Source organism: Mycolicibacter sp. MU0083, from assembly GCF_963378075.1.
GTDB lineage: Bacteria > Actinomycetota > Actinomycetes > Mycobacteriales > Mycobacteriaceae > Mycobacterium > Mycobacterium kokjensenii.
This window is the reverse complement of record NZ_OY726394.1, coordinates 4081652-4097501: the sequence shown is the minus strand read 5'-3', so window position 1 is coordinate 4097501 and position 15850 is coordinate 4081652. Positions and strand designations below refer to the sequence as shown.

At 68.4% G+C, this 15850-nt stretch carries 15 protein-coding genes; 10 read left to right on the top strand and 5 right to left on the bottom strand.

From position 1 onward, the window contains the following. Positions 1–3: 3 nt before the first annotated feature. Entirely contained in the window at positions 4–1026 is a 1023-nt protein-coding gene (locus RCP38_RS18905) for an NAD-dependent epimerase/dehydratase family protein (RefSeq protein WP_308474430.1), read from the bottom strand. Next, positions 1023–1529, bottom strand: a complete 507-nt coding sequence (locus RCP38_RS18900) for a nuclear transport factor 2 family protein (RefSeq protein WP_308474429.1) — start codon at positions 1527–1529, stop codon at positions 1023–1025. Before RCP38_RS18900 ends, RCP38_RS18905 begins: the two co-directional genes overlap by 4 nt. 213 nt (positions 1530–1742) lie before the next feature. Between RCP38_RS18900 and RCP38_RS18895 the strand changes: the two genes are divergently transcribed. From RCP38_RS18895 to msrA, 4 genes are read left to right on the top strand one after another with little or no spacing between them, the layout of a single operon-like run. Further along, positions 1743–2375, top strand: a complete 633-nt coding sequence (locus RCP38_RS18895; protein ID WP_308474428.1) for a TetR/AcrR family transcriptional regulator — start codon at positions 1743–1745, stop codon at positions 2373–2375. Between the two features lie 20 nt (positions 2376–2395). Beyond that, on the top strand, positions 2396–3508 hold the full coding sequence (locus RCP38_RS18890) for an alpha/beta hydrolase (protein ID WP_308474427.1): 1113 nt from the start codon (positions 2396–2398) through the stop codon (positions 3506–3508). Then, entirely contained in the window at positions 3508–4683 is a 1176-nt protein-coding gene (locus RCP38_RS18885) for a cytochrome P450 (protein WP_308474426.1), read from the top strand. Before RCP38_RS18890 ends, RCP38_RS18885 begins: the two co-directional genes overlap by 1 nt. An 18-nt stretch (positions 4684–4701) precedes the next feature. Further along, positions 4702–5208, top strand: a complete 507-nt coding sequence (msrA, locus tag RCP38_RS18880) for a peptide-methionine (S)-S-oxide reductase MsrA (protein WP_308474425.1) — start codon at positions 4702–4704, stop codon at positions 5206–5208. A 6-nt stretch (positions 5209–5214) separates the two neighbouring features. On the opposite strand, the gene RCP38_RS18875 is transcribed toward msrA, so the two are convergent. Next, positions 5215–6561, bottom strand: coding sequence for a cytochrome P450 (locus RCP38_RS18875; RefSeq protein WP_308474424.1), 1347 nt, complete (start codon positions 6559–6561; stop codon positions 5215–5217). Positions 6562–6677: 116 nt separating this feature from the next. On the opposite strand from RCP38_RS18875, the gene RCP38_RS18870 reads away from it, so the two are divergent. Beyond that, complete coding sequence (locus RCP38_RS18870; protein ID WP_373692532.1) at positions 6678–7280, top strand: TetR/AcrR family transcriptional regulator; 603 nt, start codon at positions 6678–6680, stop codon at positions 7278–7280. Between the two features lie 25 nt (positions 7281–7305). Here RCP38_RS18870 and RCP38_RS18865 read toward each other — a convergent pair whose 3' ends face one another. Beyond that, the gene (locus RCP38_RS18865; protein WP_308474422.1) at positions 7306–8382 is read right to left on the bottom strand and encodes a fatty acid desaturase family protein; all 1077 of its coding nucleotides are present in this window, start codon (positions 8380–8382) and stop codon (positions 7306–7308) included. Positions 8383–8402: 20 nt separating this feature from the next. Next, positions 8403–9458, bottom strand: a complete 1056-nt coding sequence (locus tag RCP38_RS18860; protein ID WP_308474421.1) for a ferredoxin reductase — start codon at positions 9456–9458, stop codon at positions 8403–8405. A 69-nt stretch (positions 9459–9527) separates the two neighbouring features. Here RCP38_RS18860 and RCP38_RS18855 point away from each other — a divergent pair, with 69 nt between their 5' ends. From RCP38_RS18855 to RCP38_RS18835, 5 genes are all read left to right on the top strand, one after another. After that, the gene (locus RCP38_RS18855; protein ID WP_308474420.1) at positions 9528–10235 is read left to right on the top strand and encodes a TetR family transcriptional regulator; all 708 of its coding nucleotides are present in this window, start codon (positions 9528–9530) and stop codon (positions 10233–10235) included. A 15-nt stretch (positions 10236–10250) separates the two neighbouring features. Then, a complete protein-coding gene (locus RCP38_RS18850) occupies positions 10251–11348 on the top strand; it encodes a DUF4185 domain-containing protein (protein WP_308474419.1) in 1098 nt (365 codons plus the stop codon). A gap of 110 nt (positions 11349–11458) precedes the next feature. Beyond that, entirely contained in the window at positions 11459–12859 is a 1401-nt protein-coding gene (locus RCP38_RS18845; protein ID WP_308474418.1) for an alkaline phosphatase family protein, read from the top strand. A 29-nt stretch (positions 12860–12888) separates the two neighbouring features. Continuing rightward, positions 12889–14310 (top strand): alkaline phosphatase family protein, encoded by a 1422-nt coding sequence (locus RCP38_RS18840; RefSeq protein ID WP_308474417.1) that lies wholly within the window; start codon positions 12889–12891, stop codon positions 14308–14310. Between the two features lie 122 nt (positions 14311–14432). Beyond that, positions 14433–15812, top strand: a complete 1380-nt coding sequence (locus RCP38_RS18835) for an alkaline phosphatase family protein (protein ID WP_308474416.1) — start codon at positions 14433–14435, stop codon at positions 15810–15812. Positions 15813–15850 lie beyond the last annotated feature (38 nt).

Here is a 15850-nt window from a genome sequence, read left to right as displayed (position 1 = left end):
ACCTCACTTCTTGGCGTGCTTTCGGGCGTCGCGCATTTTCATCCAGAAACGCGCCGCTTCCCGGATCGATTCCTCGACCGGGCGCGGCTGCCAGCCCAGCTCGCTGCGCGCCTTGGTGCAATCCACCGGCGCCTCGGCGCGCATCATCCGCACCGATTTGAGGCTGAGCTCGGCGTCCTTGCCGGACAGTCGCGCCCGCAGGGTGCCCAGCGCGCCCAGCGCGTAGAGCACCGGCACCGAGATCGAGCGCGACGGCGGGGGAACCCCGGCCTCGTCGGCGGCGATTTTGATGACATCCGACAGTTCGATGAGTCGTTCGGAGACCAGGTAGCGCTGGCCGTTGCGGCCGTGTTCGGCGGCCAAGATCATCGCCCGGGCGGCGTCGTCGACCCCGACCACCTCCAGCTCGATGCCCTTCATCAGGAACGGCAGTTTGCCGAAGACCGCGCCGGCGATGAACGCGCCGTGCGGGGTGCGCCCCCAGTCGCCGTCGCCGTAGGTGGTGGACACACACATCGCCACCGCGGGCAGCCCGGTCTCGGCGGCGCTGCGCAGCACCAGTTCCTCGGCCTGCACCCGGGACTGCACGTAGGGGGTCAGCCCGCGCGGGTCGATGACGTCGGCTTCGGTGGAGACGTGCCCGCGCCGCCGATTGACCGTGGAGTAGCTGCTGGTGAACACGAACCGGCGCAGGCCGGCGGCGATCTCGGGTTCGGCGGCCACCGCCAGCACGTTGCGGGTGCCCTCGACGTTGGTGTGGAACAGCGGGCTCGGATCGCGCAGCCAGGCCCGGGTGTCCACCACGCAGTAGTAGACGTCGTCGCAGCCGGTCATCGCCTCGCGCAGCGTGGCGGAGTCGAAGATGTCGCCGTGGAAACGGGTGACGTCGAGGTCGTCGATGGCGACCGTGTTCGCACCGTCGCGCACCATCACGCGGACGTCCTCGCCGGCGTCGACCAGCAGGCGGGTGACGTGCGAGCCGAGGAATCCGTTGGCGCCGATGACGAGTTTGGGGTGGGCGCTCACGCGTTGCCTCCGAACTTCTTCATCCAGGCGGCTGCCTCGTCGTCGAGGGTGCCGAGCTCCTGGGCTTTGCGGCACCATTTCATCGACGCGGCGGCGAACCGCAGCGGGTTGTAGATGTCTTCCTGACGGCACCATAGGCCGTCGCCGGCGTAGGTGACGATCGAGATGTTGGTGGCGCTGATGACGGTGCCGTCGCCCGGGTCGCGCATCGGGTTGTCCAGTTCGCAGATGATGCGGCCGCCGGCCTCGTCGATGACCGACCAGCGCGACGGGAACTCGGTCATGTAGCTGCCGGGGAAGGTCGACATGGTGTTGCGGATCCAGGCGCGGACCTCGTCGCGGCCGTGCATGGTGCCCATCGCATGTTCGATGTATTCCACGTCCGGGGTGTAGTGCGCCACCCAGGCGTCCCAGTCTTTGGTCTCGGCGGCGCGGGCGACGGTCTGCTCGAACACCTCGAATGCGGCCGCCAGTTCGGCGCGGCTGAACTGCGGATTCGTCATGCGAAGAACTAGAACATGTTCTATCCGGGTTTGTCGAGGGCGCGCCAGCAGAACCGAATCTGATTTTAGATTCAGTTCTGGTGCTACGGTATCGCCGTCAGCCCCGCCGCGGTCCCCCGAGGAGGTTCGAGCGTCATGGCACTCCCCACCCCCGCGGCCGGGCTGCACCCCGCCACTCCCGCCCGCCGGCTCGGCTGAGCCGGGCCGACCGGCATGACGTCGACCGGAGGCGAGGCGCGGCCCACGATCCGCGGCCGCGACACCCAGGCCCGCCTGGAGCAGGCGGCCCGCGAGGTGATCGCCCGCAAGGGCTTCTTCAAGACGACCATCACCGACATCACCTCGGCCGCCCGGCGCTCGCCGGCGTCGTTCTACCACTACTTCGAGTCCAAGGAAGACCTGCTGGCCTCGCTGGCCGAGGACTTCCGGGCGCTGGCCCGCAGCCGGGCCGTGCAGGCGCTGCATCCCGGCCAGGATCTGCGGGAGATCATCGAGGAGTCGGTACGCGCGCACTGGGAGACCTACCGGGAGCATCGCGGCGTCATGGTCGGGGTGTTCCAGCTGGCCATGATCAACGACGACTTCGCCCAGCGCTGGCGCGACATGTGCGGCGACGCGATCGCCTGGGTCGCGCAGACGGTGCGGATGGCGCAGCGCAAGGGCTATGCACCCGACGCCGACCCGGAACTGGTCGGATCGGCGATCGTCGCCATGCTCAACCACTTCACCTACGTCTGGCTGGTGGCGGGCGGCGACGTCGCGGGCCGCGAACTCGACGAGGAAGCGGCCATCAAGACCCTCACCGACACCTGGTATCGCTCGGTGACCTGGCGCGAACAGAGCTGAAGGATCAAAGGAGTAACACAGTGGCGGTGACCCGCGAATTCGTCTCACTCACCTCGGCAACGGGGGTGGTGAACCCGGCCGGCTACCACCCGGCGCAGGGCCTGTACTGGACGCCGGCGGGCGCCGCACCGAAGGTGGCGGTGATCGCCGCCCACTACAACGTGGACTTCGCCGAGCATTACCTGGCGCCGCTGATCGCCGAACGCGGCTACGGATTCCTGGGCTGGAACACCCGCTACCGCAGCGGCGAGTCGCTGTTCCTGCTCGAACACGCGCTGTTGGACATCGCCGCGGGTGTGCAGTGGCTGCGGGAACAGCGCGGGGTCGACGTGGTGGTGCTGCTGGGCAACTCCGGCGGTGGCTCGTTGATGGCCGCCTACCAGTCGCAGGCGGTCGACCCGCACATCACCGCGGTCGGCGGTGGCCCGGTGCCCGACGCGGTGAACGCGCTGCCGCCCGGCGACCTCTACATCTCCACCCAGGCGCATGCCGGGCGTCCCGAGGTGCTGACCGCCTGGATCGACCCGTCGGTGACCGACGAGTCCGATCCGCTGTCGTGCGACCCGACCCTGGACATGTACGACGAGCGCAACGCGCCGCCCTACACCCCGGAGTTCATCGCCCGCTACCGGCAGGCCCAGCGCGACCGCAACGACCGGATCACCGCATGGGCGCAGGCCGAATTGGCGCGGCTGAAGGCCGGCGGCAGCTACGACCGGGCGTTCTCGGTGCACCGGGTGTGGGCCGACCCGCGCTACCTGGACCCGTCGCTGGACCCGTCGGACCGCCCGCTCAACACCTGCTACCTGGGGGATCCGCGTCGCGCCAACCGGTCGCCCTACAACATCGCCGCGCACTGCACGCTGCGCACCTGGCTGTCGATGTGGAGCCTGCAGACCTCGTTCTGCCAGGGCACCCCCCACCTGGAACGGATCACCCTGCCGTCGCTGGTGATTCAGGGCACCGCGGACACCGGGGTGTTCCCCAGCGACGCCCGCCACATTCACGATTCGCTGGCCGCCACCGACAAGCAGTTGCACTTCATCGCCGGCGACCACTACCTGGAGCAGCCGACCGACAGCCGTACCGTCTGCGCCGACCTGGTGGCGTCCTGGCTCGCCGAACGGACCTGATGGCGGGGCTCGACTTCGACTTCCGCGACCCGGACCTGCACGCCGATCCACTGGCGTACCAGCGCCGGTTCGCCGAAGCCGAGCCCGTGCACCGCAACAGCCAGGGCCTGTGGGTGCTGACCCGATACGCCGACGTGCTGGCGATGCTGCGCGACGATCGGGCCGGCACCGACAGGCGAAACCTGTACCGCCGCAAGCTCGACCCGGGACGGGCGTACCTGACCCATGTGGAGCACAACCTGTTCTACCGCTCCGGCGCGGATCACCGCCGGCTGCGGGCCCCGCTGTCGCGGGCCTTCACCCCGCGGGCCCTGGCCCCGCTGGAATCCGACGTCGACGCCCGGGCCCACCGGCTGGCGGCCGGCCTGGACGCGGACGGCTTCGACCTGGTCGCCGAGTTCGCCAAACCGCTGCCGCTCGGGATGATCGCCACCCTGCTGGGCGTACCCGACAGCGAGCTGGACAACCTGGCGGCCTGGTCCACGGCACTGATCGCCGCACTGGAACCGGCCGCACCGCGCAGTGTGTTCGGCGCCGCGGACACCGCCGCCGCCGCGATGAAGGACCTGCTGGCCGATCTGCTGAAGCTGCGCCGCGCCGCTCCCGGTCACGACCTGCTGTCGGTGGTGGCCACCGGCGGTCTGCCGCTCTCCGACGACGAACTGCTGCACAATGCCATCTTCTTGCTGTCGGCCGGCCACGACACCACCACCGCGGTACTGACCGGGGCGACCGCCGCACTGATCGACGACCCCGGGCAGCGGCGGCTGCTGGCGGATCCGGCCGCCGCCCCGCACGCCGTCGACGAACTGGTCCGGATGGTCAGCCCCGCCCTGATGGTCTCCCGGGTGGCCACCGCACCGATCGAGATCGGCGAGCACGTCATCGAGGCCGGCGCGCCGATCCTGCTCGGATTGGCCGCCGCCAACCGCGACCCGGCGGTCTTCGACGACCCCGATCGGCTCGACCTGACCCGGCCGCCGACCGGCCACCTGGGCTTCGGATTCGGCCCGCACGTCTGCCTGGGCGCGCCGCTGGCCCGGATGCAGATCCGGTCGGGCCTGCGGGCGCTGTTCGACCGATTCCCCGGCTTGGCCCCGCAGGCGCCGCCCAGCCGGGTGCCCAGTGCGGTGTTGACCAGCTATCGCTCGTATCACCTGGCGAGCGCCGCCTGAGTCCGGATAATCGGTGCCATGACCGATTACCCGAAAGCGATCCTGGCCGGCGGCTGCTTCTGGGGCATGCAGGATCTGATCCGCAGACAGCCCGGTGTGGTGAGCACCCGGGTCGGCTACACCGGCGATCCCGGGCTGCCCAACGCCACCTACCGCAACCACGGCAACCACGCCGAGGCCATCGAGATCAGCTACGACCCGGCGGTGACGCGCTACCGCGATCTGCTGGAGTTCTTCTTCGCCATCCACGACCCGACCACCCGCAACCGGCAGGGCAACGACGTCGGCGCCAGCTACCGTTCGGCGATCTTCTACCTCGACGACGAGCAGCGCCGGATCGCCTGCGAGACCATCGCCGACGTGGACGCCTCCGGGCGCTGGCCGGGCAAGGTGGTGACCGAGGTCAGCCCGGCGAGCGACTTCTGGGAGGCCGAGCCCGAACACCAGGACTACCTGGAGCGGTTCCCCAACGGCTACACCTGCCACTACCTGCGGCCGGACTGGCGGTTGCAGCCGCAGGGCTGACCGGCCTCAGCGCCGCGGGCGCACCGTGATCCGGCCGCCCCGTTTCGGGGTGAAGGCGATACCGCGGGAGTGGAACTTCTCCCCGGCTGCGGTGGTCGGCTCGATGGTCAAGTGCTGCAACACCGTTCGCAGCACCACGTCCATCTCCAGGTTGGCGAACGTCGAGCCCGGGCAACGCCGGCTGCCGCCGCCGTAGGGCATCCACTCGAACGCCCCGGGGTTGCCGTCCAGGTAGCGCCGGGGGTCGAAGTCGTCCGGGCCGGCGAACGCGCCCCGGTTCTGGTGGATCTGGTTGATCGCGACGATCACGCTGTAGCCGCGCGGAATCACCCATTCGCCCACCCGAATGCTGGGCGCGTAGATGTGCCGGCCGGCGAAGTCGATCACGGTCCGGGTGCGTTGCACTTCCCGAATGGTGGCGCGGCGCAGGATGTTTCCGCCCGCGTCGGCTTCGGCGGTCAGTTCGTCGAGCAGTTCGGGGTGGCGGCTCAGCCGTTCGAACACCCAGCCCATGGTCGACGCGGTGGTCTCGTGCCCGGCGGCCAGCAGGGTCAGCAACTCGTCGCCGATCTCCTGGCGGGTCATCATGGTGCCGTCTTCTTCGCACGTGCTGTTCAGCAGCATCGTCAGCACATCGGAGCGGTTCTCGAAGTCGGGATCGGCGCGGACGTCGGCGATCAGCTTGTCCAGGATGGTTTCGTACTCTGCACGCCACTTGGCCAGCCGGCCCCACGGGGTGAAGCGGCCGTAGTCGCCGATCGGAACCGGCAGGGCCGCCAGTTTGGAGCCCAGCGTCACCCACTTGGGCAGGCCGACCCGCAGCCGGTCCAGGTCGGCGCCCTCGGCGCCGAAGATGGCCCGCAGGATGACGTTGATGGTGATCCGGTTCATCGCGGGCAGGCTCGCAAAGGGCTTACCGATCGGCCAGTCCGCGATCTCGGCCAGGGTCTCCTCGACGATGATCTGCTCGTAGTTCTTCACCCGCTTGCCGTGGAACGGGGGACTGAGCAGATTGCGCCGGCGCCGGTGCGCCGCGCCGTCGAGCGCGAACACCGACCCCTCGCCCAGGATGCGCGAGAGGTTCGGCTGGACGTTGCCGACGTCGTCGGGGCTGGCCAGCAGCACCTGCCGGGCCAGTTCCGGTTCGGTGACGATGACGGCCGGCCCGAACAGCGGCATGTCGACGTTGATGGCCCCACCGTATTTGCGGGTCAGGCGTTGCAGCGCCCACCGCCGGTTGGCGATGAACAGCAGCCCGGAGAGTCCTTTGAACGTCCGCGGCCCGGGGGGCAGGTTGACCGGCGGCGAGGTCTCGGTGCTGTCCGCGGTGGTGCCGGCGATCGTGTGAGTCATGGGGCCTCTTCCGTCGCAACGTGTGGTACGAACGCGTACCAAATGCTTGCGGGACACGGTACTCTTTAGTACCAACCACTGGCAAGGGGTCCGAGCGAGGAGGCGCGACGATGACGATGCCCGCTGTCGACAGCCCGGCGACCGACTCCACCGACCCGTTCCGGCGTCGCCTGCTCGACGGCCTGGCCGAGTCGATCGCCGAACGCGGGTACCGGGCGAGCACGGTGGCCGACATCGTCCGGGCCGCCCACACCTCCAAGCGCACCTTCTACGACCACTTCGCCAGCAAGGAGGAGTGCCTGCTGGAGTTGCTGCGTGCCGACAACGAGGAACTGGCACTGCGCATCCGTGCCGACGTCGATCCGGAGGCCGACTGGCAGGTGCAGATCCGGCAGGCCGTGCAGGCCTACGTCGCGCAGATCCGGGCCCGGCCGGCGATCACGCTCAGCTGGATCCGGGACATGCCGTCGCTGGGCGAGGTGGCCCGGCCGGCGCAGCGTCGCGGCCTGGAACTGATGTCGAACCTGCTGATCGAACTCAGCGGCAGCCCGGGGTTCCGCCGGGTGAACCTGCCCGCGCTGAGCCCGCCGCTGGCGGTGATCCTGCTGGGCGGTCTGCGTGAGCTGACCGCGCTGGCGGTCGAGGACGGCACCGACATCGGGATGATCACCGAGCCGGCCGTGGACGCCGCGATCGCGCTGCTGGGCCCCCGGGGCTGAGCACCCGGGGGCCCGTCGGCGCCGCTCAGTTCCAGGGCAGCGCCAGTTTGCAGATCTTGCGGACCACGCTGCCGAACTGCCGCAGCAGCGGGCCGGAGTTGTAGGGCACGCCGTAGCGCTCGCAGATCTCGCGCACCTGCGGTGCGATCTCGGCGTAGCGGTGCGCCGGCAGGTCGGGGAACAGGTGGTGTTCCACCTGGAACGACAGGTTGCCGGTGAGGATGTGGAACCACTTGCCGCCGGTCAGGTTCGCCGAGCCGAGGATCTGGCGGTAGTACCACTGGCCGCGGGTCTCGTTCGCGGTCTCCTCGACGGTGAATTCCTGTGTGCCGTCGGGGAAGTGGCCGCAGAAGATGATCGAGAACGCCCACACGTTGCGCATCAGGTTGGCGGTCATGTTGCCGGCGAACACCAGCGGCGCGAACGGGCCGGCCAGCAGCGGGAACGCGACGTAGTCCTTCAGCGTCTGCCGCCGCACCTTCCGCCAGGTCTCCAGCAGCATCTCGCGCTTGTCGGCGAACCCGATCTCCCCGGCCCGGATGCGTTCGGTCTCCATCTCGTGCACGGCCACGCCGTACTGGAACAACACCATCAGCAGGAAGGCGTAGAGCGGGTTGCCCAAAAAGTAGGGCTCCCAGGGCTGCTTCTCGCTCATCCGCAGGATGCCGTAGCCGACGTCGCGGTCCATCCCGACGATGTTGGTGTAGGTGTGGTGCATGTAGTTGTGCGAGTGCCGCCACTGGTCGGCCGGGCAAGCGGTGTCCCACTCGAAGTGCTTGCCGTACAACGCCGGTTCGCCCATCCAGTCGTACTGGCCGTGCATGACGTTGTGGCCGATCTCCATGTTGTCGAGGATCTTCGACAACCCCAGCATCACCGTTCCGGCCAGCCAGGCCGGCGGCAGGATCCCGAAGAACAGGCACGCGCGCCCGCCGACCTCCAGGGTGCGCTGCGCTTTGATGATCCGGTGGATGTAGTCGGCGTCGCGCTCGCCGAGGTCGTCGAGAACACGCTGCCGGAGGGCGTCGAGTTCGGCGCCGAACGCGTCGAGACGGTCGGGCTGCGGTGCCGTGGTGGGCAGTTCGAGAGTTGCTGTGCTCATGATGGGCTCCCTGGGGGTTTCTAGAGGTCGATGTCGACGTCGCCGACGGGCACCGACACGCAGATCTGGATGTCTTCGCTCTCGGCGGTGGAGATCGCGCCGGTGATCAGGTTGCGCACCGTGCCACCGGTTTTGCGGCAGGTGCAGCTGTGGCAGATGCCCATCCGGCATCCGCTGGTCGGGTTCAGGCCGGCCGCCTCGGCCTGCTCCAGCAGCGGCCGGCCGTCGTCGACCACCGAGACGGTGCTGCCCAGGAACGTGACCCGCCCCCCGGAGGCCTCGGCGGGCGCGCTGAACTCCGGGGGCACGAAGCTCTCCGAGAGCGCGTCCGGACGCAGTTCGCGCACCGCCGCCACCAGTGCGGGCGGCCCGCAGACGTAGACCGCCTCGGCGTCGGGCATCGCTGCCTGAAGGTGTTCGGCACCGAAGTGGCCCGCCAGCTCGCCGGCCTCCGGTGTGCGGGTGTAACCGTGCAGCACCCGCACCCGCGGCATGGCGGCGAGTTCGGCGCGGTAGCAGGCCTCTTCGGGGTTGCGGGCGTAGTGGACGAACGCCACCCGGCCGGCGTACTGCTCGGCGTGCAGGGTGCGCAGCATCGACATCATCGGGGTGATCCCGCTGCCGCCGGAGATCAGCAGGATCCGCCGCGGGCGGATCGCCGGGAGCACGAAGTCGCCCCCGACCTTGTCCAGTCCGACGGTCATGCCGGGCCGGGCGTTGCGGTACAGGTGCTCGGAGACCAGCCCGCCGTCGTGCCGGCCGATGGTCAGCTCGATCGGGCGCCGGCCTTCCGCGCTGGCCGGCGAGTAGCACCGGGTGCGGCGGCGGCCGTCGATGTCGACCGAGAGGTTGATGTGCTGGCCGGCGGTGAAGCCGCCGAACGCGTCGTTGGGTTCCAGCAGCAGGGTCACGCTGCGCGGGGTGGCGCGCCGCACGGCGACCACCCGGGCGCGGGCGTCGCCCTGGGTCCAGGTCGGGTCCACCAGCTCGGTGTAGCGGTCGACCCCGTGCGGGCCGGTGAGCAGATCGACCAGGCCGGAGCCCAGTACCCGCCGCGTCAAAGTTTGAGTGAACATATGTACACAGTGAACACTTGTTCACGACGAGTCAAGGGCTTTACGCCCGCTGTGTTACGCTTCACAACAGTGAACAGTCGTACGCCGAATTCACGGTCCGGGCGCGCGCGACCACCCCGTCCGCCCCGGCCCGAACGCCCGCCCCGTCCGGAACGGCCGGAGCGGGTTTCGCGTGAGGAACGCAAGGAAGCCACCCGGCGCGCCATCATCGGCGCGGCGCTCACCCTGCTCGACGAACGCAGCTTCAGCGCCCTGAGCCTGCGCGAGGTCACCCGCGCGGCCCACATCGTGCCCGCGGCGTTCTACCGCCATTTCGAGTCGATGGACGCCCTGGGGTTGGTGCTCATCGACGAGTCGTTCCGGGCCTTGCGGGACACCCTGCGCGACGCGCGCAGCGGCGGGGTCGACCCCAGCCGGGTCATCGAGTCCTCGGTGGACATCCTGGTCGACAGCGTGGCCGAACGCCACGAATACTGGCGGTTCATCAACCGGGAACGCTTCAGCGGAATGACGGTGCTGCGCTACGCCATTCGCACCGAGATCCGGCTGATCACCTCCGAGTTGGCCACCGACCTGGCCCGCTTTCCCAAACTGAGCGGCTGGAGCACCGAGGACCTCAACGTCTTGGCGGGGCTGTTCGTCAACGCCATGATCGTCACCGCCGAGGCCATCGAGGAGGCTCCGGATGCCGAGACGCTCACCGAGATCAAACACGTTGCGGTCAAACAACTCCGGATGATCGCCGTCGCGGCGGGCAACTGGCGTAGTAAACCTTGACCGGTGTGCCCCGCCGTGCGGAATACCCCCGGGAAGCTGACCGACGTCACCGGCCCGGGCATCACCGACCGTTGGGGCGTCACCTGCGCCGACCTGGGCGCCTCGGTGCTGGCCCCCGACGGAGCCCTGGTGTCGGTGTTCGGCGACACCTTCGCCGGGCCGAAGGTGGGCCACGGCGACTGGCGCTCCCCGGTGGTCCTGATCGGCACCGGCGACGCCGCGCACCCGGTGCGCTACCGGCGGGCCGGCGGCGCCGAGCCCGACTACGCCCGGCAGTTGTGGCACTACCGGCACCGTGAGCCGTCGTCGCGGCTGGACCGCAGCGCGATCAGCACCGTGATCCCGTCGGATCTGCTGCGGGTGGACCAGAGCCTCTACTTACACGCGATCGTCAACCGGGGCTTCGGAAACGTGGCGTGGACCGAGATCTGGCGATCGGACGACAGCGGCATCGGCTGGCGCAACACCGGCGCCCGGTTCTCGGCCCGACTGCACCGCGGCCACGCCCAGTGCTGGTCCTGGGACTACGACCCCGACGACGGCTGGGTGTATGTGGTCTCCACCGGTTTCCAGCGCGACAAGGGCGTCATCCTGCGCCGCGTGCGCCCCGCCCACCTCGCGGATCCGCGCAAATACTCGGGCTGGGGCTACCGCGACGGCCGGCGCGCCTGGGGCCGGACCCCGGTGCCGATCACCCCGCCCGGCGAGCGGTGGGGGGAGCTGACGCTGCGGCGGCTGGCCCCGCGCACCTGGGTGCTGGGCGGATTCCTCGCATCCCGCTACGCGCTGGGCTACCGGGTGCTGGACGCGCCGAACACCGACCTGGCCGCCGCGGAGCTGCAACTGCCGGTGGTCGGTTGCGGGTGGGACGACGAGGACCACGCCGGCGGCCGGGTCGCCCAGCTCTACGGCGGCTATGTGCTGCCCGGGTCACGGGTGGACCGCGTCGGCGGGGTGGGGCTGATGGTGTCGCAGTGGAACACCGCGGTCGGCTGGCCGTATCGGGTGATGCAGTTCCGGGCGACGCTGACCGGCGGCGCCGCCCGCGCCGCAGGTGCCCGCCCCACCGCAGGTCCCGGCCCCAGATCCGGCCAAACCCCAGAGAATATTTAGTAACTTCCAGCCGAAACGGCCCGCCACGCCGAGAAGCCTGAAATTTTCCTGGGAGTGACTGCTAGCATCGCCGGGATTGATTCGGGGATCTTCGGTAAGGAATTTCGATCGTGGCAACAGTCAAGCAGTTTCTGTGCAGTGCGGCCGTCGCGGGCCTGGTCGCCGGGACCGGTGCCGCCGTCGGGACCCAGGCCGGGCCGTCGGCCCTGACCGCCGACGTGCTGCTGGCCGCCGAGCACGTGCTGCTGATCGGCTTGGACGGCGTGACCCTGTCGAAGGTTCTGGAATACGCCTACGACGACGACAGCGGCTTCAAGACGGCGATGGAGCAGGGCATCACCGGCGCCACCAGTCTGGTCGACCACACCACGCTGTCCGGGCCGTCGTGGTCGACGGTGCTCACCGGTGTATGGGACGACAAGCACGGGGTCTTCAACAACGTGTTCCGGCCCGAGCCGTACAACGCCTGGCCGACGGTGTTCAACCAGATCGAGTACCACAAGCCCGAGATCGACACCACGATCATCAGCAACTGGGCGTACCTCAACGAGTTGGCCGACGCCGGGAGCTACCCGGTCGACAACAACATCGCCGTCGGCCCCGGCGACAGCCCGGCCGACTCCGACGAGATGGTCACCGCACTGACCATCGAGCAGATCCTGGCCACCGCCGACAACCCCGACGACGTTTCGAGTTTCCTGTTCTCCTACCAGTCCCAAGCCGACCACGCCGGGCACGAGTTCGCCGGCGGGTCGGAGGAGTACATGCAGTCGATCATCAACCTCGGGGCCAACCTCCAACAGATCCTGGCCGCGATCGCCTCGGTGCAGGCCATCACCGGCGATGACTGGTCGGTGATCGTCACCACCGACCACGGACACCAGGAGTCACCGACCCTGCCCGGTCTGAGCATCGGCCACGGCTTCCAGTCGCCCAATGAGACGACGTCGTTCGTGATCTTCGACCAGGCCGGCCAGGACGCCTCCGACGGCGGTCAGAACCTGCACTACTCCACGGTCGACATCACGCCGACCATCCTGTCGCTGTTCGGCGTCCCGTTGCGCTCGGACTTCGACGGTGTCTCGCTGACCGACGACCCGACCGTCCTGGACAGCCACATCACGCCCACCGATCCCGAACAGGCGCTGCGCGCGGCGATCGCGATGTTCGGCTACCCCAATATCGGCAACGACATCACGCTGGGGATCCGGACGGTGTTCGGGTCCGTGCCGTACTTCATCGACAAGTTCATGACGATGATCGACGGCTACCTCCAGTCGGTCGTCGACGAGGACATCTTCCTGGTCAGCGATCTGGCCGAGGTCGCCCAGCAGATCAACGGCTTCTTCGGCGGCCTGTCGGTCGACGTCACCAATGCGGTGGCCATGGGAGTCGCGCACCTGCTGGGGTCGGGTGTCATCGCACCGACGGACGACCCGCTGCCGCTGCCGGGTGGCGCCGAGTTCACCGAGCTGCCCGAGCTGCTCGACGTCGCGGCTCTGCTGGGCTGATCCGCTTACCGCGGCAAGGGAGTCCGATCGTGACAACAGTCAAGAAGTTTCTGTGCGGCGCAGCGGTCGCCGGTCTGGTGGCCGGGACCGGCGCCGCGGTCGGAACCTCCCCGGTGGCGTTGTCGGCGGTGACCGCCGAGTGGATGCTGGCCGCCGAGCATGTGCTGCTGCTCGGCACCGACGGCACCAACCTGGACAAGATCCTCGAGTACGCCTACGACGACGACAGCGGCTTCAAGATGCTGATGGACCGCGGTGTCACCGCGGCCACCTCCATCGTCGGCCACCAGACCATGTCCACCCCGTCCTGGTCGACGATCCTGACCGGGGTGTGGGACGACAAGCACGGGGTGGTCAGCAACGTCTACCGGCCCGAGCCGTATACGACCTGGCCGTCGGTGTTCAACCTGATCGAGTACCACAAGCCCGAGGTCGACACCACGGTGATCTCCGGTCGCGGCCTGTTCACCGAGATGGCCTCCACCGGCGGCTACCCCGCCGACCACATCGTCGGGATCTCCGGTGGGGCGACCTCGGAGGAGATGGACGCCCTGGTCACCGCAGAGACCATCTCCCGGATCTTGGCGACCACGCAGAACCCGAACCTCGACACGTTCATGTTCTCCTACCAGTCCCAGGTCGACCATGCCGGACACTCGTTCAGCGGCGGGTCGGAGGAGTACCGGGACGCGGTCATCAACGTCGGGGACAACTTCCGGCAGATCCTCGAGGCGGTGGAGCAGGCCGAGGCGGCCACCGGCGACAAATGGACCATCATCGCGGTCACCGATCACGGTCACCACCAGACCGTGACGCTGCCCGGTTTCAGCCTGGGTCACGGCTTCCAGTCGCCCAACGAGACGTCGAGCTTCATCATGTTCTCGCTGGCCGGCAACGAGGCGCAGAACGGCGCGCAGAACCTGAGCTATCAGACCGTCGACATCACGCCGACCATCCTGCAGGCCTTCGGGATCCCGATGCGGTCGGACTTCGACGGCACCCCGATGCAGCTCGACCCGGAGATCCTGAACAGCACCGTCTTCCCCGACGATCTCAAGCAGGCGCTGACCGATGCCATCGACAGCTACGGCTACCCGAACATCGGCACCGACATCGCGCTGAGCATCCGGGCGCTGGCCGGTGGTGCCGGCTTCTTCATCGGGAGCTACCTGCTGCCGCCCATCATCGACTACCTGCAGACGATCGTGGACAAGGACATCTTCCTGATCAGCGATCTGGCCGAAGGCGTCCAGTGGGTGCTCAACACGGTGGGTCCGGTGGTGGCCGACGTGGCCACCGAGGTGGGCCGGGCGATCGCCTACCTGACCGGTGCCGGAGTGATCGCCCCGAACGACGATCCGCTGCCGCTGCCGGGCGGCGCGGAGTTCACCGTGCCCGACTTCGGCGACCAGGACGTGCCGCTGCTGGACATCGACGCGCTGCTGAGCTGATAGCGCTCCTCAGTTACGCACTGCACAGATAAGCGGATTTGTCCGCAAAACTAAGTTTTCGCTGGGTGACTGCTAGCCTTATTCCCAATTGTCCTGCGCAACTTCGACGAGGGAATCCGATCGTGACAACAATCAAGAAGTACCTCACCGGAGCAGTCGTCGCAGGTCTGGTCGCCGGCACCGGCGCCGCGGTCGCAGCACCGGCCGGACTGTCCGCCACCACCGCCGATTGGTTGCTGGCCGCCGAGCATGTGCTGCTGATCGGCACCGACGGCACCAACCTGTCGAAGATCCTCGAGTACGCCTACAACGAGGACAGCGGCTTCAAGACCGCCATGGACCAGGGCATCACCGGCGCCGCCACCGAGGTCAACCACACCACGATCTCCGGTCCCTCCTGGTCGACCATCCTGACCGGGGTGTGGGACGACAAGCACGGCGTGATCAACAACGTGTTCTACCCGCAGCCCTATGACAAGTGGCCGACGGTGTTCAACCTGCTCGAGAACCACGACTCGAACATCGAAACCACGGTGATCGCCGACTGGGACTTCATCAACGACATCGGCGCCGCGGGCAGCCAGGGCGCCGACAACAACCTGTTCATCCCCGAACAGGGCACTTGGGCCGAAACGGACCACGCGGTCACCCTCGAGACCATCTCCCAGATCCTGGCCACCACCGAGAACCCCAACATCGACACCTTCATGTTCTCCTATCAGGTGCAGGTCGACGAGGCCGGACACGAGTTCGGCGGTGGGTCGGAAGAGTACGAGCAGGCCGTCATCAACGTCGCGGCCAACATCCAGGCGATCCTGGCCGCGGTGGCCCAGGCCGAGCAGGCCACCGGTGACGAGTGGTCGGTGATCATCACCACCGACCACGGCCACCAGCAGTCAGTGGGCTTCGGGCACGGCTTCCAGTCGCCCAACGAGACGTCGCAGTTCGTGATCTTCGACCAGGCCGGTGACCACACCAACGACGGCACGCAGAACCTGAACTACTCCATCGCCGACATCACGCCCACCATCCTGGCCCTGTTCGGTGCACCGATGCGCTCCGACTTCGACGGCGCCCCGATGTTCAGCGACCCGGCGATCGTCGACAGCCTCGTCCGGCCCGACAATCTCGAGCAGGCGCTGCTCTCGGCGATCGCGATGTACGGCTACCCGAACATCGGCAATGACATCGCCCTGGGCATCCGCACCGTTGTCGCCACCATCCCGTACCTGGTCAACGGCGTGGTCACCCAGATCGACGACCTGCTGCAGGGGCTCGTCGACAAGGACATCTTCTTGATCAGCGATCTGGCCGCGTTCGGCATCCAGGTCAACGACTTCTTCGGCGGCATCACGGTCGATGTGCTCCAGGAGATCGCCCGCGGAGTCGGCTACCTGACCGGTGCCGGCACCATCGCGCCGACCGACCCGCCGCTGGAGGTCCCGGGCGGCTCGGAGTTCACTCCGCTGGAGTCCCTCGACCTCGACGCCCTGCTGGGCTGACAGATCAGCGTGTGACGGTGCCGCCGGGTCGGATGACT